Origin of the sequence: Helicobacter zhangjianzhongii (assembly GCF_030249855.1) — a bacterium.
Classification (GTDB): domain Bacteria; phylum Campylobacterota; class Campylobacteria; order Campylobacterales; family Helicobacteraceae; genus Helicobacter_B; species Helicobacter_B zhangjianzhongii.
Window position 1 is genome coordinate 1 of record NZ_JANURN010000004.1, and the last position, 22,529, is coordinate 22,529.

Annotated in this window: 21 protein-coding genes and 2 pseudogenes; 16 read left to right on the forward strand and 7 right to left on the reverse strand. The window is 45.1% G+C overall.

Features of this window, described 5'->3' with window-relative positions; translation table 11 throughout:
* Positions 1–223: 223 nt before the first annotated feature.
* Complete coding sequence (locus NYG90_RS04710) at positions 224–463, forward strand: hypothetical protein (protein ID WP_285264759.1); 240 nt, start codon at positions 224–226, stop codon at positions 461–463.
* A 78-nt stretch (positions 464–541) separates the two neighbouring features.
* Here NYG90_RS04710 and NYG90_RS04715 read toward each other — a convergent pair whose 3' ends face one another.
* The 5 genes from NYG90_RS04715 to NYG90_RS04735 form a co-directional block, all read right to left on the reverse strand.
* Positions 542–1,849 (reverse strand): RNA polymerase factor sigma-54, encoded by a 1,308-nt coding sequence (locus NYG90_RS04715; protein WP_285256890.1) that lies wholly within the window; start codon positions 1,847–1,849, stop codon positions 542–544.
* Positions 1,850–1,857: 8 nt separating this feature from the next.
* The gene (lptB, locus tag NYG90_RS04720) at positions 1,858–2,574 is read right to left on the reverse strand and encodes an LPS export ABC transporter ATP-binding protein (protein ID WP_115012328.1); all 717 of its coding nucleotides are present in this window, start codon (positions 2,572–2,574) and stop codon (positions 1,858–1,860) included.
* Between the two features lie 111 nt (positions 2,575–2,685).
* A complete protein-coding gene (tsaE, locus tag NYG90_RS04725) occupies positions 2,686–3,135 on the reverse strand; it encodes a tRNA (adenosine(37)-N6)-threonylcarbamoyltransferase complex ATPase subunit type 1 TsaE (protein WP_285256889.1) in 450 nt (149 codons plus the stop codon).
* Positions 3,132–5,171 (reverse strand): DNA polymerase III subunit gamma/tau, encoded by a 2,040-nt coding sequence (locus tag NYG90_RS04730; protein WP_285256888.1) that lies wholly within the window; start codon positions 5,169–5,171, stop codon positions 3,132–3,134. The genes tsaE and NYG90_RS04730 overlap by 4 nt, the downstream gene beginning before the upstream one ends.
* Before the next feature lie 39 nt (positions 5,172–5,210).
* Positions 5,211–5,675: a c-type cytochrome gene (locus NYG90_RS04735; RefSeq protein ID WP_350338547.1), complete on the reverse strand. Its 465-nt coding sequence runs from the start codon at positions 5,673–5,675 to the stop codon at positions 5,211–5,213.
* 75 nt (positions 5,676–5,750) lie between these two features.
* Here NYG90_RS04735 and folD point away from each other — a divergent pair, with 75 nt between their 5' ends.
* The 9 genes and pseudogenes from folD to ychF all read left to right on the forward strand — a co-directional run bounded on the left by folD (position 5,751) and on the right by ychF (position 12,980).
* Positions 5,751–6,605 (forward strand): bifunctional methylenetetrahydrofolate dehydrogenase/methenyltetrahydrofolate cyclohydrolase FolD, encoded by an 855-nt coding sequence (folD, locus tag NYG90_RS04740; protein WP_285256887.1) that lies wholly within the window; start codon positions 5,751–5,753, stop codon positions 6,603–6,605.
* Between the two features lie 9 nt (positions 6,606–6,614).
* Positions 6,615–7,517, forward strand: a pseudogene (lepB, locus tag NYG90_RS04745) (signal peptidase I); the annotation flags it as partial.
* A gap of 93 nt (positions 7,518–7,610) precedes the next feature.
* The gene (locus NYG90_RS04750; RefSeq protein WP_285256900.1) at positions 7,611–8,282 is read left to right on the forward strand and encodes a site-2 protease family protein; all 672 of its coding nucleotides are present in this window, start codon (positions 7,611–7,613) and stop codon (positions 8,280–8,282) included.
* 11 nt (positions 8,283–8,293) lie between these two features.
* A complete protein-coding gene (rpiB, locus tag NYG90_RS04755) occupies positions 8,294–8,725 on the forward strand; it encodes a ribose 5-phosphate isomerase B (protein WP_285256886.1) in 432 nt (143 codons plus the stop codon).
* A gap of 1 nt (position 8,726) precedes the next feature.
* Complete coding sequence (locus NYG90_RS04760; protein WP_115011649.1) at positions 8,727–9,065, forward strand: hypothetical protein; 339 nt, start codon at positions 8,727–8,729, stop codon at positions 9,063–9,065.
* A gap of 35 nt (positions 9,066–9,100) precedes the next feature.
* Complete coding sequence (gene apt / locus NYG90_RS04765) at positions 9,101–9,661, forward strand: adenine phosphoribosyltransferase (protein ID WP_285256884.1); 561 nt, start codon at positions 9,101–9,103, stop codon at positions 9,659–9,661.
* A gap of 83 nt (positions 9,662–9,744) precedes the next feature.
* The gene (locus NYG90_RS04770) at positions 9,745–10,395 is read left to right on the forward strand and encodes a DedA family protein (RefSeq protein ID WP_258552317.1); all 651 of its coding nucleotides are present in this window, start codon (positions 9,745–9,747) and stop codon (positions 10,393–10,395) included.
* Positions 10,395–11,879, forward strand: a complete 1,485-nt coding sequence (locus NYG90_RS04775; protein WP_115011646.1) for a leucyl aminopeptidase — start codon at positions 10,395–10,397, stop codon at positions 11,877–11,879. The genes NYG90_RS04770 and NYG90_RS04775 overlap by 1 nt, the downstream gene beginning before the upstream one ends.
* Entirely contained in the window at positions 11,880–12,980 is a 1,101-nt protein-coding gene (gene ychF / locus NYG90_RS04780; RefSeq protein WP_285256883.1) for a redox-regulated ATPase YchF, read from the forward strand.
* A 127-nt stretch (positions 12,981–13,107) separates the two neighbouring features.
* Here the strand turns inward: ychF and NYG90_RS04785 are convergent, their stop codons facing one another.
* On the reverse strand, positions 13,108–16,542 hold the full coding sequence (locus NYG90_RS04785) for a proline dehydrogenase family protein (protein WP_285264760.1): 3,435 nt from the start codon (positions 16,540–16,542) through the stop codon (positions 13,108–13,110).
* A 103-nt stretch (positions 16,543–16,645) separates the two neighbouring features.
* A pseudogene (locus NYG90_RS04790) lies at positions 16,646–18,037 on the reverse strand (sodium-dependent transporter); the annotation flags it as partial.
* A gap of 109 nt (positions 18,038–18,146) precedes the next feature.
* Here NYG90_RS04790 and NYG90_RS04795 point away from each other — a divergent pair.
* From NYG90_RS04795 to NYG90_RS04820, 6 genes are all read left to right on the forward strand, one after another.
* On the forward strand, positions 18,147–19,220 hold the full coding sequence (locus NYG90_RS04795; protein WP_115011642.1) for a tyrosine-type recombinase/integrase: 1,074 nt from the start codon (positions 18,147–18,149) through the stop codon (positions 19,218–19,220).
* A 46-nt stretch (positions 19,221–19,266) separates the two neighbouring features.
* The gene (ybeY, locus tag NYG90_RS04800) at positions 19,267–19,908 is read left to right on the forward strand and encodes an rRNA maturation RNase YbeY (protein WP_350338568.1); all 642 of its coding nucleotides are present in this window, start codon (positions 19,267–19,269) and stop codon (positions 19,906–19,908) included.
* A 252-nt stretch (positions 19,909–20,160) separates the two neighbouring features.
* Positions 20,161–21,354 (forward strand): acetate/propionate family kinase, encoded by a 1,194-nt coding sequence (locus tag NYG90_RS04805; protein WP_285264761.1) that lies wholly within the window; start codon positions 20,161–20,163, stop codon positions 21,352–21,354.
* 34 nt (positions 21,355–21,388) lie between these two features.
* Positions 21,389–21,982 carry an isochorismatase family protein gene (locus tag NYG90_RS04810; protein WP_285256880.1) on the forward strand — a complete coding sequence of 198 codons (594 nt, stop codon included), beginning with the start codon at positions 21,389–21,391 and terminating at the stop codon, positions 21,980–21,982.
* 199 nt (positions 21,983–22,181) lie between these two features.
* The gene (locus NYG90_RS04815; protein ID WP_285256879.1) at positions 22,182–22,322 is read left to right on the forward strand and encodes a hypothetical protein; all 141 of its coding nucleotides are present in this window, start codon (positions 22,182–22,184) and stop codon (positions 22,320–22,322) included.
* On the forward strand, positions 22,298–22,516 hold the full coding sequence (locus NYG90_RS04820) for a hypothetical protein (RefSeq protein WP_285256878.1): 219 nt from the start codon (positions 22,298–22,300) through the stop codon (positions 22,514–22,516). The genes NYG90_RS04815 and NYG90_RS04820 overlap by 25 nt, the downstream gene beginning before the upstream one ends.
* Positions 22,517–22,529: the final 13 nt, after the last annotated feature.

Below are 22,529 nucleotides of genomic sequence, written 5' to 3' on the forward strand. Positions count from 1 at the left end.
TCTAAAGAAACATCGGCTTGCGCCGAGCGGTGTCCCTTGTTTTCTTTTTGCGGATAAAACAGAGTAAGCTTTTTGCGTTAAGGGAGACTGAATCGTAGAGAGAGCTTTCACACCAGAATCCACTTTTTTAATTTTTCCCCTTACATTTTTAACATTTCCCTAGAATCCAATTTTTGATTGTGGATTGCCACGATTTGCCACGCAAATCTCGCAATGACAGAATTTGGGCTTCAATCCTAGAATCCACTTTTTACATTTTTGGCGTTTATTACTAGAATCCACTTTTCAAAAAGTGGATTCTAGTAAAGGTTATTTTGCTAGCGCAAAATTATGGATCGCTGCGCCGATACATCGGCTCGCGATGATAGAGGGGCAGCGTAGCGCAAGGCTCGCGATGATAGAAAGGCTATGGATACTAAAAACTTCGCTTTGCCACGACTTGCTAGCGCAAGTCTCGCGATGATAAAATGGGCGATTTCTCTCTCACTCGCTTGCGATGATAAAGGGGCTTGAAAGTCTTAGATCCACCTATCCACTATGCCTACACGCTCATTTCATAGAGTCTTTTTCTCTCGCTTGAGCTGGCGATATTAAGCTGCTGGCGGTATTTGGTGATGGTGCGGCGCACGATTTTTAGCCCAAATCGCTCCTCAATCATCGATAAAATCTTCACATCACTTAAGGGCTTTTTCTTGTTCTCGCTCTTGATAATCTCTAACAAAAAGTCCTTGATAGAAGCATTGCTCACATCGCCATCAATCGCCGTGGTAAAAAAGCTCTTAATCGCAAACACGCCGCGCGAGCATTCTAGGTATTTGTTGGAAATCGCGCGTGAAATGGTGCTTGGTGCGTAGCCTAGCTCCTGGGCAATGTCTTTAAGCTTCATAGGCTTCATCTCCCCACCGGTAAAAAAGTCATATTGATAATCCACAATCATAAGCCCCACCTTTTTGATCGTGGCTTTTCTCATCTCAAGCGCATCGATGAGATCCTTTGCCTCTTTGACTTTAGATTTTATATATGCTTGACTATCATTGTGCGCACGAGCAAACTGCCGATCAAACCGCTGCTGGTCTAGCATATTTCTATCCAAGGTGATGATGGGATAGCACTCATCATTTGTGCGCACAATGATATTGCCATCTTCTTCAAAGATAAAAATATCAGGGATTTTGTAGGACTCTTCGTGGGCAAAATCTAGCGCGGGAGGGTTTTTAAAACTGCGTATAACGCGCATAGCTTCGTTGTATTTGGGGTGCTTCCTAAAAGTGTGATGCATATCAAGCTTGGTGATGATCTGCGCACAAAGCTCATAAGTCGCATTATCCACCTCGCTTGCCTCTAGCTGGAAGCAAAAGCTCTCCACCACATCTCTTGCCCCCACTCCGCGCGGCTCTAGGAAGCAAAATCGCTTGCGCACGCTCTCGTATTCTTCCACGCTTACTTCTAGCCGTTTGGCTGCTAGCTCGCTATCTTCTTGGAAGTAGCCCTCCGCGCTAATGCCCTCGATAATGTCAAAAGCGATCATCGCACTAAGCTCTGTGGGGAAGAGTGGCGGGCAGATCTGGCGGTAGAGATTGTCATACAAACTATCTTGGGCTATGGTTAGCTGCTCGATTTTATCACTGCTACTAGCTCTTGTGCTTTGCGGCAGTCTGCGAAATGCCGAGCTAAAGTCCTTGCTTAAAGGCGACTGCAATGCTATGAAAGGATTTTCTTTCACATATTCTTTTAAAATATCTTCTACTTCAAACAAATCACTCTGCAAAATCGGTAGCCAGCTTTTGAGCGTTGTAGAGAGCTTGCCCTTAACGCTTTGCCGAAGTCTTGTCCCACCAGCTACTGCCACGCCCTATCCTATGCCTTAAAATGCTCACCTAAATAATACTTCCTAACAAGCGCATTACCATAAATCTCTTCAGCATTACCGCTTGCAAGCAAGGTGCCAGACTTTATCACATACGCGCGATCACACACAGAGAGTGTCTCGCGGACATTGTGGTCAGTGATAAGCACACCTATGCCCATATCTGTCAGCGTAGAAATGATCTTTTGTATATCAATCACCGCGATAGGATCAACGCCAGCAAATGGCTCATCAAGCAGGATAAACTTCGGCTCTTTGATAAGTGCGCGTGCGATCTCTACGCGCCGCCTTTCACCACCAGATAGACTAAGCCCCTTCCTCGCGCGAATAGGCTCGATATTAAATGCTTCTAGCATTTGCTCGATTTTATGCTCTCTTGCTTTAGCTGTGCGAAAGGTCGCTTCCGCGGCGAGGGCGAGATTATCCTCTACGCTTAAATCCTTAAAAATACTTGATTCTTGCGGCAGATAGCCTATGCCCATATTAGATCGCTTATGTAGGGGGTAGTTTGCTAGATTCTTGCCATCAAGTAGCACTTCTCCGCTACTTGGCTGCAACAAGCCGCAAATCATATAAAAAGTCGTGGTCTTGCCTGCTCCATTTGGTCCAAGCAGCCCCACTACCTCCCCGCTTCTTACTTCAATGGAGACATCATTGACGATTTTTGTTTTTTTGATATGTTTGGCAAGGTGCTTGGCTTCTAGGATATGCTGCGCAAATCCACCCTGTGCTATATCTTGTGTAGGCACGCTTCCCCTTTGAGTTGGCTTTGGTATCGGCTTTGGGGCATTGTATAATCTCTTGTCTTAAACTTCAAACTACACAGAGATTTCATACACTCTCTCATCGCTTCTCGTGGTGCTTAGAATCCTTACTAGCACGCATTCAAAGCCGCATTCTAGCAGCAAAGGCAGTAGCTCCTCCCCCCACTCAATACAATGCACCCCACTCTCACTAAGCCAGTCTAAAAGCCCAAGTTGTAGCACTTCTTCATTTGTGCGGCGATACAAATCATAGTGATACATTCCGCCATAGTCGTGCATTAGGCTAAAGGTGGGCGAAGTGGCTTGCACACTAGAATCCACTTTTATAGATCCTACGCTAGAGTGTCTTAGGCTAGCAAGGAGGGCTTGTGTAAGTGTCGTTTTCCCGCTGCCTACCGCACCACTTAGGATAATCACATCTTTACCCAAGCTTAGAATCTCTTGTGCCACGGATCCTAGCTCACTGCACTTGGCGCGACACTGCATATAGGGCTGCAACATCATTTTGAGCTTGCTTCTATGATCATACTTTTCGCGCCAAAATGCTGCTTGATCCCGCCAATTAGGGCTTGATTATTGTGCTTAAATGCCTCTGTGATAGGGTCTGCAATGGGGTCGTTTGTAGGCGTGTCGCTAGTCGCGGTGACTTCTTGTGGTGTGGCAGAGTCTTTAGAGGCACTTGCATTGTGGCTAGGGGTGGTATGGCAGCTTTCTTGTGTAGTCTGGGAGGTAGTAGAATCCACTTTTTGCTCCATAGCAAAGCTTGCAGGGAGATTTAGCGGCACTTCTTCTCTCTCCCAAGGCACCTCATCACACACAGCCTCGCTAATATGATCTGGTCTTATCTCGTGTGTGCTATACAAGATAAGATCACTAGGCTTTAGCTTTTTAGGCTCTTTGCTAGAATCTAGCTCTTGTGCGGCATTGCTCGCTTGCGTGGTATCACTAGCTACACTAGGGCTAGACTCTTGGGCTGGCTTAGGGGCTTGGCTAGATTCTGGTGTGCTTGCGTTTTTAATGACAATTGGCGTGTGGCTTTGAGGGGCAAATATATCTTGCACAAATCCACGGATAAGCCCAAAATGCTGGCGCAACAACGACCTATCCTGCTCATCTCCACTACTTTGCCAAATCAATGTCCCACTCTGGCTTGGCTCACTTGCTGGGATAAACTGCTCAAACACAATAGATCGCCGAAATGCTTCGCCAAGCTCATAGGAGCGATCGGCGATTTTGCTTATAAGCTGGTGGAATGCCTGCTGATACATTTGGGGGTGCTTGGGACTTGGACTAGAATCCACTTTTTTACTAGCAGTGTTGTTTTCTGTCATTGCGAGCGGTGCTTGCACCGCGTGGCAATCCATAGATTCTGCGGAAGTAGAATCCACTTTTTCTAAAGAAACATCGCTTTGCTTGTTTTCTAAAGAAGCTACGCTTTGTGATGTTTCAGCTTGTTTTTCAAAAGTGGATTCTAGAGCAATACTAGATTCTAGGTTTTTGATCGCTTCACTAATCTCTTGCAGCTTCATCGCCTCGCGCATTTTTAGACTCATTAGCAGCAGCACAAACGCCCCATCTGGGTTAAGGTTTAGCAAGCTCTTTGCCTGACTCAAAATCCCCAAAAATCGATCGATCACAAGCAGAGAAAACTCCTTGCTCCCGCCTAGCAACATATCTTTAAGAAAGAGCAGCATCTCATCGATAATCATCTCGCACTCATACTCGCCCAAAATCTCTAGCGCACGCACCACGCCCTGCTCATCATCGTGCATAATACTAGAGAAAAAATCGCGCAAACTCTTAGGATCAACAATGCCTAGCATTTGCGTTACTTGATCGATTGTCAAATATTTATCACAATAATTTATCGCTTGATCTGTGAGGGTGAGCGTATCTCGCAAGCTGCCCCCACCACTACGCGCGATAATATCAAGCGCGCCCTTTTCATAGCCCACGCCCTCTTTTTCTAAAATCATCTCCAAATGCGCGATAATGGCTTTGTGGGGGATTTTTTTAAAGCGGAAGTGCTGCGTGCGGCTTAGAATCGTAGCAGGGAGCTTGAGTGGATCAGTGGTCGCTAGGATAAATTTCACATACGCTGGGGGCTCTTCAAGTGTCTTTAGCAGGGCATTAAATGCTTCTTTTGTGAGCATATGCACCTCATCGATGATAAAAATCTTATACCTAGACATTGTGGGGACATATTTTGTCTGCTCAATCAAATCGCGGATACTATCAATGCTTCTGTTTGAAGCAGCGTCCATTTCGATGATGTCGATGTTTTTCCCATCGAGTGTAGCCACACAAGTCGCACACTCGCCACAAGGCGTGCTTGTCGGTCCTTTTTCACACTCTAGTGCGCGCGCAAAGATTCTAGCCGAGCTTGTCTTCCCGCTCCCACGCAAGCCACTAAACAAATACGCATGCACAATGCGATCTTTATCCAATGCCATAGAAAGCGTTTGCGAAATCGTCTCCTGCCCTACTAGATCGCTAAATACCTTTGGGCGATATTTCAATGCTAATGCCAATGACCCCATAACTCTCCTTTTTTGCTGCGACTTTATCTCGCATATCTGCTAGCGAAATGTCTTATTGCGCGATGTGATGTAGAGATAAATCGCATTGATTTCTTCATCTGTGAGATTGTATTTAGGCATTACGCCGCTATCTTTACTAAGGGCGACTTTAAATGTCTCAAAGGCAAGATTATTGATCCGCGGGACGATGATATGCCGCTGCTTGCCCTTATGGACATAAGAAGCCAGCAGAGTCTCCTCGCCGTCTTTGCCGTGGCATTTTACGCAGCCAATGCCGCGCGGATTTTCATAGAGATTTGCGCCATATTCTTGCGGTGTGATGAAGCCATCTGTATCTTGAGTAGAATCCTGACTGCTATCTTGCACGCTAGATTCTACCTCTTGTGCGATGGATTCTAAAGCGGTTTGTGTGCTAGCAGATCCCTCGCTAGAATCCGCTAGAGCTAGAGTATGCCACGCCAAGAGCAAGGCACAAGCACGATAGAGATTTTTCATAGCAATCATTCTGCCTTTTAAGATTTTTCAAGTATAATAGCACACTTTTTCAAATCCGCCGCGCTCGGCATATAAAGGCATTTAATGACGCTTCTTGATGGCAAATCTCTCTCTGCTCATATCCAAGCAACCATACAATCCCAAGTGATGAGCCTACCCAGAGCACCAAAGCTTGTCGTGATTCTCGTGGGCAATGATGCGCCATCGCTTGCGTATGTTACGATGAAAGCCAAAGCCTGCAAAAATGTCGGGATCGATGGCAGTGTGCTAAATCTCCCAGAATCCACACAAGAAAGCGAGCTACTAGCACATATCCGCACATTAAACACCGATGATAATGTCGATGGGATCTTAGTGCAGCTCCCACTGCCAAAGCATATTGATACCGCTAAAATCCTAGAATCCATCACCCCAGAAAAAGATGTCGATGGCTTCCACCCGCTCAATGTCGGTAGAATCCAGACAAATACGCAAATGGATTCTAGCTTCGCCCCTGCGACTCCGCTAGGCGTTATGCGGCTTTTAGAGCATTACAAAATCGACCCTAAAGGCAAAAATGTCGCCATCATCGGCGCGAGTAATATCGTCGGCAAACCGCTTGCCGCGCTTATGCATAATGCTAATGCGACTATTAGTCTCTGCCATATCTACACACAAGATCTTAGCCTTTATACCAAACGCGCGGATATTGTATGTGTGGGCGTGGGCAAGCAAAATCTCTTGCGCGCAGAGATGATCCAAGAAGGCGCAGTGGTGATTGACATAGGCATAAACCGCCTAGAATCCGGCAAGCTTGTAGGCGATGTGGATTTTGACAATGTCGCTAAAAAGGCTAGCTTCATCACGCCTGTGCCCGGAGGTGTAGGACCTATGACTATCGCAAGTCTCTTAGAAAACACACTAAAAGCCTATCGCTTGCGCACACTATCTCAACAATAAGGATTTATGATGAAAACTCTTTTTGCTACTTTAATGCGCTTTGTCTCCAGCTGGACAGGGACAATTATCATCGTGCTGTTGTTGATATTTTTTATCGCTCAAGCCTTTGTGATCCCCTCTCGCTCGATGGTCGGCACACTCTTTGAAGGAGATTTTTTGTTTGTCAAAAAATTTAGCTATGGTATCCCTATCCCTAGAATCCCGTGGGTAGAGCTACCCGTCTTCCCCGATCTTAAAGATAATGGACACATTATCGAAGGGCAACGCCCCAAACGAGGCGATATTGTGATCTTTATCCCACCACATAGCCCCAAGCAATACTATGTCAAGCGCACCTTTGCTGTTGGCGGTGATGAAGTAGTCTTCACACCAAATGGGCTATATCTGCACCCAAAAGAGGGTAATGATTATGTGCTAGAGCATTATAAAGGCGAAAATCTCATAGAAGTGCAGGGCAAACTTTTTGTCTTTGATCCGTATTTTGCCACGCATTTTGGGGTCAATAATGATGGCGGGCATTCGGCGTTTTTTGAGATGAGCGCGCTCTATCAAGGTGCTTTGCTTGCCAATAGATCGCCCTATCAATACACACCAAAAACGCGCGGAATCGCTATGGAGCCCATAATCCAAAATGGACAAATAGGCTTTTTCTACAAGAAAATCGCTGAAGATGAGTTTTTTATGATCGGGGATAATCGCAATAATAGTGAAGACTCGCGATTTTGGGGCAGTGTGCCATACAAAAACATCATCGGCAAGCCGTGGTTTATCTACTTTAGTATGAATCTCGCTGATAGTATAGAATCTGGGGCGACCTATGACCCCAAGCAGCGATATAGTATCCGATGGGAGAGAATGTTTAAAGGCATAGATGGTATAGAAGAGCTAGCCAAAGAGTATGCAAACAGCCATAATCAAAATCTTTTGCCTATCGCCAATACCGCAAAGTCCGCTACGATAGATTCTAGGCATATCGTATCCAAATAGCTTCTTGTGGTGGATTCTATGCTAGATTCTCTATCCCAGCACGCTTTGCAAATCATCATAATGGCAGTAGCCCTGCTTATAAGCATTATAGGGCACGAGATTATGCACGGGCTTGTGGCTTACCACTATGGAGATCCTACTGCCAAGCACGCTGGGCGACTTAGCATAAATCCTATCAAGCATATCGATCTACTAGGCTCGATTATCGTCCCTGTTGTGCTCTTTATCGCGCAAGCTCCCTTTCTCTTTGGCTGGGCAAAGCCTGTGCCTATTGATATACGCTCCATTATCCATTCTCGTGGCTATGGAGCGGCTATCGGCGTGGCTCTAGCGGGTGTGAGCTACAATCTAGCCTTAGCCCTCTTTGCTTCTATGCTGCTTTTTAGCGATATACTTGATTTGAGTATGCAAAGCCTTGTTGGCAGCATTTCTGTGCTACTACTCTTATATCTTATCCAATACAATGTCGTGCTATGTGTCTTTAATCTCCTGCCAATCCCCCCTCTTGATGGCTCTCAAGCCCTGCTTTTTGCCGCGCTGAAATTTAGGCTCTACACATTTGCTAAATTCCTAGAATTCATCGCCCCTTATGGAATGCTTATTGTCTTTGTCATATTATTTATCCCAAGTTTATCTAGCATTTTATTTTATCCTGCTACAATGCTTCTGCGATTTTTGCTACCACTATAAGAGAGAAATGAATGATTTTTATAGCTTGCGATCACGCTGGATTCTCATTAAAGCATTTTATCAAGCAGTGGCTTTTACAAAATGGCTATGAAGTGTGCGATTTGGGGGTCGATAAGCAAGAGAGAGTGGATTATCCTGATTATGCCAAGCTACTTTGCGAGCGCGTGCTTGAAGCAGGCGAGCAAGCAAGGGGGATTTTGATCTGTGGCAGTGGCATAGGTATGAGTATGAGTGCCAATCGATTCTCCGGTATTCGCGCTGCACTTTGCACAAGCGCATATATGGCACAAATCACACGCAAGCACAATGACGCTAATGTCTTGTGTCTTGGGGCGCGCATAAGCGGTGAGGGCGAAGTAGAATCTATGCTTGAAGCATTTTTACACACAGAGTTTGAAGGCGGGCGACACATCTGCCGTGTGGGGAAACTCGATAGGAGCTAATATGGATCTAGCGTTAAAGTGGTTTGCTGGCACAATCTTTGTCCTTTTTGTGCTGTATATGGTCTCAAAAACGATGTTTTATAAATCCGTGGCGAGAAAAGCCGAGCATAATGCCGCAGCGATGAAACTCACACTCCAAGAAGCCGAAATCCTTATCCAAAAGCATCAATTACAACTACAACGCGCACTAGGAAATATCGATATTCTCACGCAAGAGATGAATTCCTTGCGCAATGAGATCAAAACGCTCAAGCAGCGTAATTCACAATATCGTGTCGAGACAGATAAATACCGCACGCGCATAAAAGACCTAGAGCAAAAAATCGAAGCCTTGTTGTAATCGCTATAATCTCAATCCACACGCAAAGGAACACTATGGCAAACGCACAAAACCTACAAGAGCTTAGCACACAAGTCCGCAATACTTTGCGAGAGATCCCAGACTATCCAAAGCCCGGAATCTTATTTTATGACATCACTACAATCTTAGAGAATGCAGAGTGCCTACACAAGATTATCGCCTTTTGGAAAGCTCGCTATGTGAATCAAAACATCACACATATTGTGGGGATAGAATCTAGGGGCTTTACTTTTGGATCTGCGCTAGCTTATGCCTTGGGGGTTGGCTTTATCCCCGTTAGGAAAAAGGGCAAACTCCCATTTGCAACCTACTCGCAAGAATATGCCTTAGAATATGGCACAGATACGCTAGAAATCCACCAAGATGCCTTTGCAAGTGTGCAGGAGCGTGGAGAAAAGGCGCGAGTCGTGCTTGTCGATGATTTGCTCGCCACAGGTGGGACTGCTGCTGCAAGTATTAAGCTTATTGAAAAAGCTGGTGGAGAGTGCATAGAGGCGTGCTTCTTAATCCGCCTAGTTGAGCTAGAAGGACACAAAAAGCTTACAACAAACTTTATGAATATATTGGACTGCTGATGAAAGCACTCAAACAGCACTACAAAAGCATTATTATTGGCACATTTCTTCTTGTGCTAGTTGGTGGGCTTGTAACATATATGATGAAATCCGACTTCTCCCTAGAAGAAGCAATTGTAAATTTATGGGAAAATTATGTAGCAGATTGGGGCTATGTGATTTTGTTTTGCTGGAGTATTTTAGAAGGCGAACTTGGATTGATTTTTGCCGGTATTGCTAGCCACACGGGGCATTTAAATGTCTGGCTTGCGATTTTTATCGCTGGGCTTGGAGGATTTGTGGGCGATCAAATTTATTTCTACATCGGTCGCTGCAACAAAGGCTATATCCAAGCACATCTCTCAAAGCAAAGGCGCAAACTTGCCCTAGCACACTTGCTTTTGCAAAAATATGGCTGGAGTATTATCTTTATCCAGCGGTATATGTATGGTATGCGCACCATTATCCCCATAAGCATAGGGCTCACACGCTACTCTGCGTTAAAATTTGCCATTATCAATCTTATCAGCGCGTGGGTGTGGGCGGCGATCACCATTTTGCTTGCTTGGGTCTTTGGCGATAAGATTCTAGAGTTTTTACAGCTATTTAAAGCCCATCCATATATTTTTGTTATTTTTGCTTGCGCATTTCTTGGTGGGGTGTGGTGGTTTTTCTCATCACGCACGCAAAAAATCGATAAAAAAATCGATAAACTCCAAAGCCAAATCACCAAAACCACTTCAAAGGATCACTAATGCTAAAAATATCCGCACATAAAGAGTCTTTCACCTCTATCAAAGCCGATGTCGCTATCGTATTTGTCATAAATAAAAACACCAAACACAAATGGATTGATCAAAAATTCCTACACGATCTTGCCTACCAGCACAAATCCCCTGTGCTGCACCAGCAAGCAAAAACACTCTATATCCCACTAGGGTCGCTAGAAGTGGATTCTATGCGCGAAGCTGGAGCTACCGCTGTAAAAACACTAAAATCCTACCCCTTTAAAAGTGCCAAAATTGGATTCTACACACTGCCAAAGAGTAGCGATACAAGCATAATGGCAGCTTTCACGCTAGGAGCATTGCTTGGAGATTATAGCTTTGATACATTCTTAAGCAAAAAGCAGCCTAGCTCTTTGCGCGAGATTCTCATCAGCCTAGAGTCCTATGATACAGATTCTGCAGGAGCTACAAAAGAGCGCGTGCAAGACTTCTCCAAACAACTCGATGAGATAAAAATCATCACTAAATCTGTCAATATCACGCGTGATTTAGTCAATACCCCTCCGCAAATCGCCACGCCAAAATATCTGGCAAACTACGCACAAGATCTCATTAAAGGCACAAATCTATCGTGCAAGATCCTAAAAAAGCAAGAGCTCAAAAAGGAAAAAATGGGCGCATATTTAGCCGTAGCTAAAGCCTCAAGTAAATCCCCGCGCCTAATCCACCTAAGCTATAAGCCTAAGAATCCACAGAAAAAAGTCGTGCTAGTAGGCAAGGGACTTACCTATGATAGTGGTGGGCTAAGCCTTAAGCCAAGTGATTATATGACAACAATGAAAGCAGATAAAAGTGGCGGCTGTGCAGTGCTAGGCATTATGCTTGCAGCAGAAAAGCTAGGGCTACCCCTAGAAATACACGGCATTATCGGCGCGTGTGAGAATATGATCGGCGGCAATGCGTATAAACCAGATGATGTGCTAATCTCCCGCGAGGGAAAAAGCATAGAAATAGGCAACACCGATGCTGAAGGGCGACTTGTGCTAGCAGACTGCCTAAGCTATGCACAGGATTTAGACCCTGATGTGCTTATTGATTTTGCGACACTCACAGGGGCTTGTGTCGTAGGGCTTGGGGAATATACAAGCGGTGTTATGGGCTATAATCAAAAGCTCCAGCTTGACTTCACCCAAAGCGCGCTAGATTCTGGCGAGCTAGTGGCTATCCTGCCCTTTAACCGCCATATCAAAAAGCTTATAGAATCCAAAATTGCTGATGTAAGCAATGTCAGCTCATCTCGCTATGGTGGGGCAATTAGTGCGGGAATGTTTTTAGGAGAGTTTATCCGCGAATCCTACAAGGACAAATGGCTACATATCGACATCGCTGGACCAGCGTTTGTGGCAAAAGAATGGGATATTAACCCATATGGAGCAAGTGGAGCAGGCGTGAGAATGGGGGTTAGATTCTTGCAAGATATAAGCAAGATAAGCAAAGCAAGGAAGCAGTAGATGGGACTCTCTGTCGGTATCGTAGGCTTGCCCAATGTGGGCAAATCCACCACTTTTAACGCCCTGACCAAAGCCCAAAACGCCCAAGCAGCAAACTACCCCTTTTGCACCATAGAGCCTAACAAGGCGATTGTAGAAGTGCCTGATCCTAGACTTTTAGAGCTTGCTAAAATCGTGCAGCCACAGCGCATTATGCACTCTCAAGTGGAGTTTGTGGATATTGCGGGGCTTGTCAAGGGGGCAAGCAAGGGTGAGGGGCTAGGTAATCAATTTCTAGCCAACATCAAAGAAGCCGATGCGATTTTGCACATTGTGCGCTGCTTTGAAGATGATGATATAACCCATATAGAAAACCGCATAGACCCCATCGCAGATATTGAGATTATCGAGCTAGAGCTTGTGCTAGCTGATATTGCAAGCGTGCAAAAACGCATTGCAAAGCTTGAGAAAGAAAGCAAAGCCCAAAAGGGAGCAAATGCTATGCTAGAGCTGGCTAGATCCCTGCTTGCCCACCTAGAATCCAGCCAGCCAGCCAGCAACTTTGCACACAAAGACACACAAGACTTCATCACGCTTAATAAAGAGCTACGACTTCTTAGCGCAAAGCAAGTGATCTATGGCGCAAATGTTGATGAAAGCGCACTAGAAAGCGATAATGAGTTTGTCAAAAAAGTGCGAGATTTTGGTGCAAGCAAGGGATCGCCTGTCATTAAACTCTGTGCCAAGCTTGAAGAAGAGATGATAGGCTTAGATGATGATGAAAGAAAGGAGCTGCTCGCTTCTGTGGGCTGTGCAGAATCTGGACTAGAGCAGATTATCCGCACGAGCTTCTACACACTAGGGCTTATTAGCTACTTTACTGCTGGGGTGCAAGAAGTGCGCTCTTGGACTATCAAAAATGGCACCAAAGCCCCACAAGCAGCCGCTGTGATACACAATGACTTTGAAAAGGGCTTTATCCGTGCAGAGACCATAGCCTATGAAGACTTCATCAAATATGGCGGTGAGAGCAAGGCTAAAGAATCTGGGGCTATGCGCGCTGAGGGCAAGGACTACATCGTCCAAGATGGCGATATTTTGCACTTTAGATTCAATGTCTAGAGCTTGACTATGGACAATTTACAAGATTTACTACTTGAAAGCCTTGTGTTTGCCCTAGTAGCCATAGGGCTGCTCATCTATCGTGCCACATTAAAAAAATAGCCTTTATATCACCACACTCAAGCCACTATTCAAGCAATTTGGCAAGCTTGTTTTCAGCAAATACTCCATAGCGATGATGCACGATACTTATCACTCTCTCTCTGTAATACCAAAGCAGCTCAAACCTGCCGTTATCAAGAGGCTTATCAGGGATAATACGCTTATGAGAAATAGCGGCTGCTTGATAGATAGAATCCATAGCACTAGCTTTTGTGTGGTAGCGGATGACATCATTTTGTGGGATTCTAGCGATGAAATCCTGCAAGGATTCTTGCACAAATTTCGCTATAAGCCCAAGCCCTGCTAGATTCTCACGCAAAAATGCCAAGTCTTCATCTATTGCTTCAAAGCTCACTATAAGCTCCACTTTGCACGCCTGCGCACCGATTATGACCCCTAGCACATCTTCTAAGCTATCGTTGCTGCTGACTCGATAAGCAAGCGTGCTAATTGCTTTATAATCTAGCAAGTGCTTCGCGCCATACTCAAGTGCGCAATCGTGTGATAGCATAAATTCTGTATTGCGGTAATACACATAGCTCTTGGCTTTTTTGAGTGCGTTTTCCAACGCCTTGCGCCTAGAATCCACTATATCCCCGCTTGCCAAAAGCCGCTTAAACTTTGGCTCAATGATACTTGTAGCAAGGTTTTCATCACAAGCATTTGGCACAGGGCGCACAAAATGGATAATATCATTGTAAGTGCCGATTGTATGCGACAAAGAGCCTGATGGGGTCGTGATGATCTTCGCGCTTGCTGTGTGGATTGTAGGCTCATTGATAAGCAAAGTGTGTGCTTTGGCATTCTTACGGAAATACACCCACTCATCTTCATCGCGCGATTCTAGGACGCATATATTGCTATCTAGCGTGTTTGCTAGGGCTATGGCGTGCTTTATATCATCGGCTTTGATGATATAAAGCAGTGGTAGATACCTATCTATCGCGCTAAGCTCATTGGCACTAGCATAGATAATACCAGCTCCCATATACTGCCCATCGCGCTGTGGCTTTAGGGCAAACGCCCCTTGTATCGCCTCTAATGCGTGATTAGAATCCAGCACCACACCTAGGGCATTTTGCAGTGCATAAGGCGTGCCATAGTGTAGGGATCTAGCACACGCAAGCACTCCTTGCATAAAGCCTGTATCATCAAGCACACTTTGCTCAACAATCAGCACCGATAGCTTCCTAACCCCCACCCCTCCATAAAAAAATGCCGAGCTAATCGCGTGTTTAATGGCTTGATCATAATCAGCTAATTGCGTGATGATCATTGCATTTGTGGCAGTAGGGTGGGCGATAAGCGGTAGCATAGGCTGTGCAGTGGCAATGGATTCTAGGCTTGATCCCTTCCCAAACCCAACGACAAAGGCAAATAAATCTGTGCGCATATTTGCCAAAGCTTGCCTAAAATCCTCTCTTTGCATAGGGGTAAAACATAGCATATCTCGCGGGATTCCAGCCTCCCATAGGCATTCACACACCATATAGCTACTGCTAATCACAAGTGATGATGGCTTAAACACCACTTGATCCCCACAAGCAAGGCTTGCAAGCACAGGGGCGAAGCTTATGCTTAAATGACTATGCGCACTCCCTATCACAAGCCCCCTACCCTTTGGCATAAATGATGTATGAGCGTGCGTATCACAGAGATCTTGTAATGACTTAGGATAAAAGCGCAGCAAAGTGATAAGCTCGCTTATCTCCATATCTGTCTGCATAGGGACTTTGCCAATCTCTAAGGCTGCGGTTGTGATTATTTGCCCTCGTTTTTCTTGCAAAAGATGTGTGGCTTTGTTAAAGATTGCTATGAGATTTTCTAGCCTACTCAATGAAGCTGGCACGATATTCTCATCAAACCCCTTAGCAAACGCCACTTTTCTAATCTCTCTCCCATCAAAGCCATAAAGCATTTGAGCTTCTTTGATGTATGTGGCTTGTATCGTGTCTTTGGGTAGCTCTTGGGCTAGTGCTTCGATGAGCCATTGGTAATTTGCTTGGGCGAAAAACTCCGTATCAGTCTCATAGACACCATCGCTGCTTTGCAGATCTAGCACTGCTGCTCGATCTTGCACAGCAATAGGTGCGCAAGAGAGCTTTGGGATATATGCCAAAGAGTCCAAAAACATCGCCTTTTGCGCCTGCCACGCACTATCACCCACGCGCATCGCATAGTAGCTTGCCATAAAGTTTTCTTCTCCGGTGTTTTCATCAAGGCGGCGCAATAAATAAGCGATAGCCTCCTGAAACGATGAAGTATCACACACAGGAGTATAGAGCATAAGCGTATGATACTCCCCTAGAATCCTACTTGCCTGCATACTAATGCCCATACTCATCTCAAAGACAAAATGCTCCCTATACTCTGGCTCCACGCAATGCTGCAAAAGCATATATGCATAGGCAAGCTCAAAGACATTATGGCTAGCCACCCCTAGCTTAGTATGGCGATAGTGTGCATTGTCTATGAGATAATGCAGCATTTTTTTGTAATTAGCATCAGTGCAAAGCTTTTGGCTAAACATCGGCAGCCTTCCATTATGCTTAGCGGCATAAAATTTCTCAGCTTGCATATTTGCGCCTTTGACCAAGCGGATATGCACGGGCTTACCCCCAGAATCCACCCTAGCCTTTGCATAATCACAAAGCTGCATAAGATAGGAGAAAGATTCTGGTATATAAGCTTGCAGCGCGATCCCTGCTTCAAGCTCGCTATATCCACTAAGGGCTTCCATAAAGGCACTCACACTAAGCTGCAAAAATCGATGCTCCTCCATATCAAGCGTGATGATCTTTGGCAGATTCTGGGCTTGGCTTTGCTGGCTCGCATAGGCAAAAAGCTCTTTTAGACTCCTTGCTAGCTCATCTCTTGAGTGTATAAAGCTCCCCTCCCACATCTGGGTAAAAAACGCGCTAGGCTTGATAGAAATATGCGTGATATGGCTGTTGTCTAATGCCTTTTTACACATTGTGATATTGTCTTTAATGATCTCTTGACTTAGAGCCTTTTTGGCGATGAAGTAGTAATTAGCAATATGACTTTTTGGGCTAGATGTCGGCATACTAAAGCGCATCATCAAGCCTGCTTCTTTTCTAATTTGCTTGATAAAAAACGGCACACTAAGGCTAGGGGCATATCTCCCTACTTGCAAGAAGATATATAGCAACATCTTTTCATAGAGAGTGAAAAACTCCCCAAACTCATAGCGGCGCAATATGCGCTCAATAAGCTTGTGGCTATGTGCGGGATTATTGCTAAGCACACTAGAATCTAGCAATTCCATAAAAAGAGCTTTATATTCTGGATTCTCGATGATGTGCTGCATTTTGTAGTAGAAGCTCTTCTCGTGTGTAGCAATACTATCTTGCACGCGCTCTTGCAGACTTGCAGCAAACTCTATCGCACGCTCTATGAGATCATTATGCTGCTTTTGTGTTAGAGATTGTAGTGTCATATTCCCTGCTTTAACTTGCGATTTTATATGGCTGGTGGTAGAAAGCACCGCGCTCATTATATGCTTGTGTGCTGGACTCTCGAGCTGGCTTTGTGGGCTTAAGGTCTAAAAGCCCTGCGATAAAAATGGCGATGATGATTGCAGGGATACCATAGCGCACATAATGCAGCCACCCTTTTAGCAGCCACCTTGGGGCATTGGTGCCATTAGATAGCTCTTGGATAGCCTCTTCTTTTAGCACAAAGCCCACAAAAACACTCGCCCCAAGGGCTGTGATGACAAAAAAGATATTCCCACTAAGGAAATCAAATGTATCAAACACACCCCTCCCCCAAAGCACCACATCTGCAAGCACAGAAGAGCTTAATGCACAAGGGATATTTCCTAGCACAAATACCCCTAAAAGCGTGGAGTTTATGGCGGCATTATGCGATAGGTGAAATTTCTCTTCTAATACGCTAATGATGACTTGATAGATCGTGATAGAAGTCGTAAGTGCCGCTATAATCAGCAGCACAAAAAACACAATAGCAAAAAGATTACCAAAGTGCATATGTGAAAATGCAATAGGCAAGACCTTAAACACAAGCGAAGGACCAGAATCTGGAGCGAGATTAGCACTAAAGAGTGAAGGGAATATCATAAAGCCCGCTAGCACGGCAATGAGTGTGTTGATCACGCCGGTAAAAAGAGAGGTTTTAATCAAATTTTCCTGCTTATCAAGGTGAGAAGAGAGCGTGATCATCACGCCAAAACCCAGCGAGAGCGCGAAAAACACCTGCCCTATCACATACAAGAAAAGCTCCGCGCTAATGGCATTAAAGTTTGGCACAAGGTAGAATCTAACGCCATCCATAGCCCCTTCTAGCGTGAGATTGCGCGCTACCATTATCACAAGACAGAGCAGCAAAAGAGGCATAAGATATTTCACTGATCGCTCAATCCCATCGATGACACCTTTACGCAAGATAAGCCAATTGATCGCCACAAACACAAAGGTAAAAAGACTTATCTGCCACGGAGCATTTTCTATATGCTCTTCATAAAATGCGATAGTCTGGGACTTTTGCAAAGGCACACTTACATCAAGCCCTCCAAAAGCCAGCCCAAAGCCTTGTAAAACCTCTTGCACAATATGCACGATATATGAGATCACCCACCCACCAATCACCATATAATACGCCAAAATCCCAAAAGCCCCAAGCATACCCATATAGCCAAAGATCTTCCAAAATCTAGAAACAGGCTTTGTGGATTCTGGCACACTACCAAAGGCATCGACACAATTTGTATGCGCTCTTCTGCCGATGACATTTTCTACCAAGATAATGGGAATCCCCACAAAAAGCATCGCCAGCACAAACACAGCCACATACGCCCCTCCGCCATACTCGCCCACAAGATAAGGGAAACGCCAAGTCGCTCCAAAGCCTATGGTAGCTCCAGCTACTGTTAAAATATAAGTCAAACGATTTGACCAAATTTGTCTCTTCATCTCTACTCCTTAGCACAATTGCGCGTATTCTACTTATTTTAAGCTTTTATTTTATTGTATCTATTGATAGCGTAATGTTATAATGCCCAAATTTCTCACAAGGCTCTCTATGACCTACCCCTTGCGATCTCGCTCCACGCTGCTAGGCAATTATGTCTTTTGGCTTGGAAAATTCTTTATCCACAAAATCACCACTCTCTCCAACCGCCATATCCACGACTCAAGCACTCTAAGCAAAAGTCTAGATTCTATCCGCGATGCCACGAGCCTAGCCCACTTAACCGAGTCTATCAAGCAAGCCAGAAATAGCGGTATGACAGGGATCAACACCTACGCTCTGCCACTTTTGCGACTCGGGAGATTTTTGCAGGATTCTAGGATACAGGATTTAGAAGAGATTGATGAAGTTTTTTTAGCAGAGTTTATCACCCTAAGCACCGCTAGACTCTCTAATGCCACTAAACGCAACTACCGCATAGCACTAATCGGCTTTTTTGGCTTTATTGATAAGCACAATGAAGATGAATCAGGCAAATCCTATATCTTTAACATCGAGCTAAAAAACCTAGCCGGCACGCGTGGCAAAAGCGGCGTGAAGCTCCCGACCTTTTTAAAGACTGATGAGCTAGAGCGGTTTTTACACTCTATTGATACCACGCCCTTGCCTGCTAAAACCCAAGCTAGAGATCGCTTGATTGTAAAGTTTATCATCTACACCGGGATCCGCGTAAGCGAGGCGATCAATCTCCAAGCACAAAAGGTAATCCAAGAAAACGATGTCTTTATGCTAACCATTCAAGGCAAAGGCGATAAATACCGCGTGGTGATGATCAAAGCCTCGCATATCAAGCAGCTTTTGCACAGCTGGCTTACTCTGCGAGAAGAAATCCCAAATATCCAGAGCAATCTGCTTTTTTGCAACAAAAAAGGCAAGCCCCTAAGCCAGCCCTATGTCTATGGGATCGTGCGTAAAATGCTCTTAAACATTGGGATAAAAAAGGAAAAAATGGGCGCACATATGCTGCGCCACTCCTTTGCCACCTTGCTCTATCAAAAGCACAAAGACTTAGTCCTAGTCCAAGAAGCCCTAGGACACGCAGATCTAAACACAAGTAGAATCTACACACACTTTGACAAAGACCGACTTATAAAAGCCGTGGATATTATGGATTCTCTACACTAGCTACAAATCCTAGAATCCACTTTTTGCAGCATATTAAGGAGGCGCAATGATTGAGCTAACTGACTCGACAAACAAGCTAGATTCCATCTCGCTACAAACCTTGCACCAAAAGCTACACGACATAGTAGAAACACTCCAAGCCATCATTATCTCGCACGCGCCATCAAGCCAAGAGCTAATGCACGCTAGAATCCACCTAGAGCGCACAGCCCCACTCTTGCAAAAAGACATTGAAGTCATTTTGGTGTGTCAAGAAGATATGCGCACGCTTAACCTAGAATCTATGGGTAAAGACTATGCCACAGATGTGCTAAGCTTCCCGCTTGCACCGCTAGATATGCCCAAGCAAGATCCTACAAGCCTAGATCATAAAGCCAGCGCAACAAGCGCGATTGCTACCGCTCCGCAAATCCCAGAATCCAAAAAATCCCCACAGCCCCCACCAATCCCACTAGGAAGTATTGTGATAAACCTACCCCTAGCCACAAGCATAAGCGATGAGCGCGCCCATAGTCTCTGTGATGAATTATGCCTGCTCTTTTTGCACGGATTATTGCATTTACTAGGTTTTGACCACGAGAGCGACAATGGCGAGCAACGCGCACTAGAATCTATGCTCCTTAGCGCACTTGCACTGCCAAGCAGTCTTATTGACCGCACACTTATGCCACCCATATCAACACAATAAATGCGTAGAATCTAAACATCTATCCACGATTGTATAACAAATATTCCCCAATCTTGCCTATGATCACAGGCACTTCTCCACTATACATAAAAATCCCATTATAAAATGTGTTAAAACTACACAAAATCCCAAATGCATTTTGTAAATTTTTGTGCATTAAGCCGAAATCCCCTACACTAGATTTGCGATTGCTTAAAGGCAGTCCCAATGCTAGGCTACACCACGCCATATCACAACTCACAAGGAGAGAGTATGAATGTTTTAGTTGTCAATTGCGGAAGCTCATCGTTGAAATTTCAGCTCATACAAACAAGCACGACCAAGGTGCTAGCTTCAGGGATATGCGATAGAATCGGTCTTGATGGAAGTGAGATAAACTACAAAAACGACAAGGGAGAAAAACTCAGCACAAAAACCCCCATAGAATCCCACGCCAAAGCCATACAGCTTGTCTTGCAGCACCTAGTCGATAAAGGCGCGGTAGGTTCATTAGCAGAGATTTCTGCCGTGGGACATAGACTTGTGCATGGTGGAGAGTATTTCAAAGAATCTGTGCTTATTGATGAAAAAGTCTTAAGCGAAGTTGCTGAATGCTCTATGCTAGCTCCACTGCACAATCCTGCTAATATCATCGGCGTGCGAGCGTGCCAAGAGCTTATGCCAAATGTCCCTATGGTCGGTGTCTTTGACACAGCTTTCCACCAAAGTATGCCGCCAAAAGCCTACACCTATGGCGTGCCTTATGAGTGGTATGAGAAGCATAAAGTGCGTAGATATGGCTTCCACGGCACAAGCCATAAATATGTCTCCCGTAGGACAGCGGAATACTTAGGGCTAGATTATCATAGCTCCAAAATCATCGTATGTCACCTAGGCAATGGCTCTTCTATCTGTGCGGTGAAAAATGGCAAATCTGTGGATACAAGTATGGGGCTAACTCCGCTTGAAGGGTTGATTATGGGGACAAGAAGCGGGGATCTAGATCCAGCCATTTTAGAATATATCGCCGATAGAGAAAAACTAAGCACCAAAGAAATCGTGAATATTTTAAACAAAAAATCCGGTGTGCTTGGTATCTCTGGTCTATCAAGCGACTTTAGAGATCTCTTAGATGCAGATCTCAAGGGCGATGAGCGCGCCAAACTTGCACGCGCGGCATTTGCCTATCGTGTCTTAAAATACATCGGCTCTTATTGCGCGGTGCTTATTGGTGTAGATGCCATTAGCTTCTGTGGCGGTGTGGGTGAAAATGCCAAGTTTATCCGCGGAATGATTGTAGAGCATTTGGAGTTTTTAGGCGTGAAGCTCGATACTGAAGCCAACAATGCCTGCGGACAAGAAGCCATCATTTCAACCCCGGATTCTAAAGTCAAAGTATGCGTGATCCCAACAAATGAGGAGCTAATCATCGCTCAAGATACAGAAGCGATCGTCTCAAAGCTCTAGGCACACGACAAAGGGCATAATTTAAGGACATAAAATGGAGCATTTTTCTTATGGATTGTTTGGGCTAGATTCTAGTGCGCTTGTAGTTATTGATGTGCAAGAAAAGCTTGTGCCTGCGATGTGGGAGTCTTCTCGCATTATCCATAAGACAAACACCCTGCTTGCCGGAGCAGCCGCCTTGCAAATCCCAATCCTTATCACCGAGCAATATCCAAAAGGTCTAGGCAGCACCGATCCTAGAATCCACTTTCACCCCACCCTAGCACCGCACCCAGCGGAATCCAGCACACCGCAAGCCCTTGTGCTAGAGAAAGTCTCTTTTAGCATTTTTGGCGATGAGCAAATTACTGCACATATACAATCCCTTGGCGTGCGAAATCTGCTTATTTGCGGCATAGAGAGCCATATCTGTGTGCTGCAAAGTGTCCTGCACGCACGCAAACTCGGCTTTGAAGTATGGGTGGCAAATGACGCTCTAAGCTCACGCGATCCAGCCAATCACCACAATGCCCTGCAGCTTATGGCAGATTCTGGAGCAAAGATCACAAATGTAGAATCCATACTCTTTGGTGCTATGCACACCGCCAAGCACCCAAGCTTCAAAACACTAAGCGCACTTATCAAATAACCGCCCCCGCTTTACTTCTCTCCCCCACATACACACAAACCACGCTAAAGCCTATCTATTTCATCTCCTTGCATTTATCCCAATCCCACAACTTTCCTTTGTGTTTGTAGATTACTAAACAAGCGCGGTCTTTACTTGTTTTCTAAAGAAACTTCGCTTCGCTCGTTTTGCCACGCTTTGTCTTGCGCCAAAGCTCGCAATGACCATAAAAAGGGCGTTATTTGAAAAAGTGGATTCTAGTGTGAAAGCTCAAATTGTCATCGCGAGCCTTACGCTACGCTATCTCTTCTGTCATCGCGAGCGAGTGAAGCGAGCGTGGCAATCCATAGCACAAACCTAGAATCCACTTTTTCAAAAGTGGATTCTAGCATCGTCTCAATTCTAAACGAGCCAGCAAAGGATTCTAGGATTGCTAAAAACTTCGTTTGTGGATTACTAAAGAAGCTGCGGCTTCGCCTTGCTTTGCCGCGCCACTGCTGGCGCAGTGTCTCGCAAGTGAGAGAAAAAGGGCGTTATTTCAAAAGTGGATTCTAGGGCTGGCTAGCCC

What these genes read in the sequence shown, in the direction of transcription:
- tsaE (WP_285256889.1), bottom strand. Translation starts at nt 3,135, where the DNA reads ATGATGTTGCAGCCCTATATGCAGTGTCGCGCCAAGTGCAGTGAGCTA.
- NYG90_RS04730 (WP_285256888.1), bottom strand. Translation starts at nt 5,171, where the DNA reads ATGGGGTCATTGGCATTAGCATTGAAATATCGCCCAAAGGTATTTAGC.
- NYG90_RS04735 (WP_350338547.1), bottom strand. Translation starts at nt 5,675, where the DNA reads ATGATTGCTATGAAAAATCTCTATCGTGCTTGTGCCTTGCTCTTGGCG.
- folD (WP_285256887.1), top strand. Translation starts at nt 5,751, where the DNA reads ATGACGCTTCTTGATGGCAAATCTCTCTCTGCTCATATCCAAGCAACC.
- NYG90_RS04750 (WP_285256900.1), top strand. Translation starts at nt 7,611, where the DNA reads ATGCTAGATTCTCTATCCCAGCACGCTTTGCAAATCATCATAATGGCA.
- rpiB (WP_285256886.1), top strand. Translation starts at nt 8,294, where the DNA reads ATGATTTTTATAGCTTGCGATCACGCTGGATTCTCATTAAAGCATTTT.
- NYG90_RS04760 (WP_115011649.1), top strand. Translation starts at nt 8,727, where the DNA reads ATGGATCTAGCGTTAAAGTGGTTTGCTGGCACAATCTTTGTCCTTTTT.
- apt (WP_285256884.1), top strand. Translation starts at nt 9,101, where the DNA reads ATGGCAAACGCACAAAACCTACAAGAGCTTAGCACACAAGTCCGCAAT.
- NYG90_RS04770 (WP_258552317.1), top strand. Translation starts at nt 9,745, where the DNA reads ATGAAATCCGACTTCTCCCTAGAAGAAGCAATTGTAAATTTATGGGAA.
- NYG90_RS04775 (WP_115011646.1), top strand. Translation starts at nt 10,395, where the DNA reads ATGCTAAAAATATCCGCACATAAAGAGTCTTTCACCTCTATCAAAGCC.
- ychF (WP_285256883.1), top strand. Translation starts at nt 11,880, where the DNA reads ATGGGACTCTCTGTCGGTATCGTAGGCTTGCCCAATGTGGGCAAATCC.
- NYG90_RS04785 (WP_285264760.1), bottom strand. Translation starts at nt 16,542, where the DNA reads ATGACACTACAATCTCTAACACAAAAGCAGCATAATGATCTCATAGAG.
- NYG90_RS04795 (WP_115011642.1), top strand. Translation starts at nt 18,147, where the DNA reads ATGACCTACCCCTTGCGATCTCGCTCCACGCTGCTAGGCAATTATGTC.
- ybeY (WP_350338568.1), top strand. Translation starts at nt 19,267, where the DNA reads ATGATTGAGCTAACTGACTCGACAAACAAGCTAGATTCCATCTCGCTA.
- NYG90_RS04805 (WP_285264761.1), top strand. Translation starts at nt 20,161, where the DNA reads ATGAATGTTTTAGTTGTCAATTGCGGAAGCTCATCGTTGAAATTTCAG.
- NYG90_RS04810 (WP_285256880.1), top strand. Translation starts at nt 21,389, where the DNA reads ATGGAGCATTTTTCTTATGGATTGTTTGGGCTAGATTCTAGTGCGCTT.
- NYG90_RS04815 (WP_285256879.1), top strand. Translation starts at nt 22,182, where the DNA reads ATGACCATAAAAAGGGCGTTATTTGAAAAAGTGGATTCTAGTGTGAAA.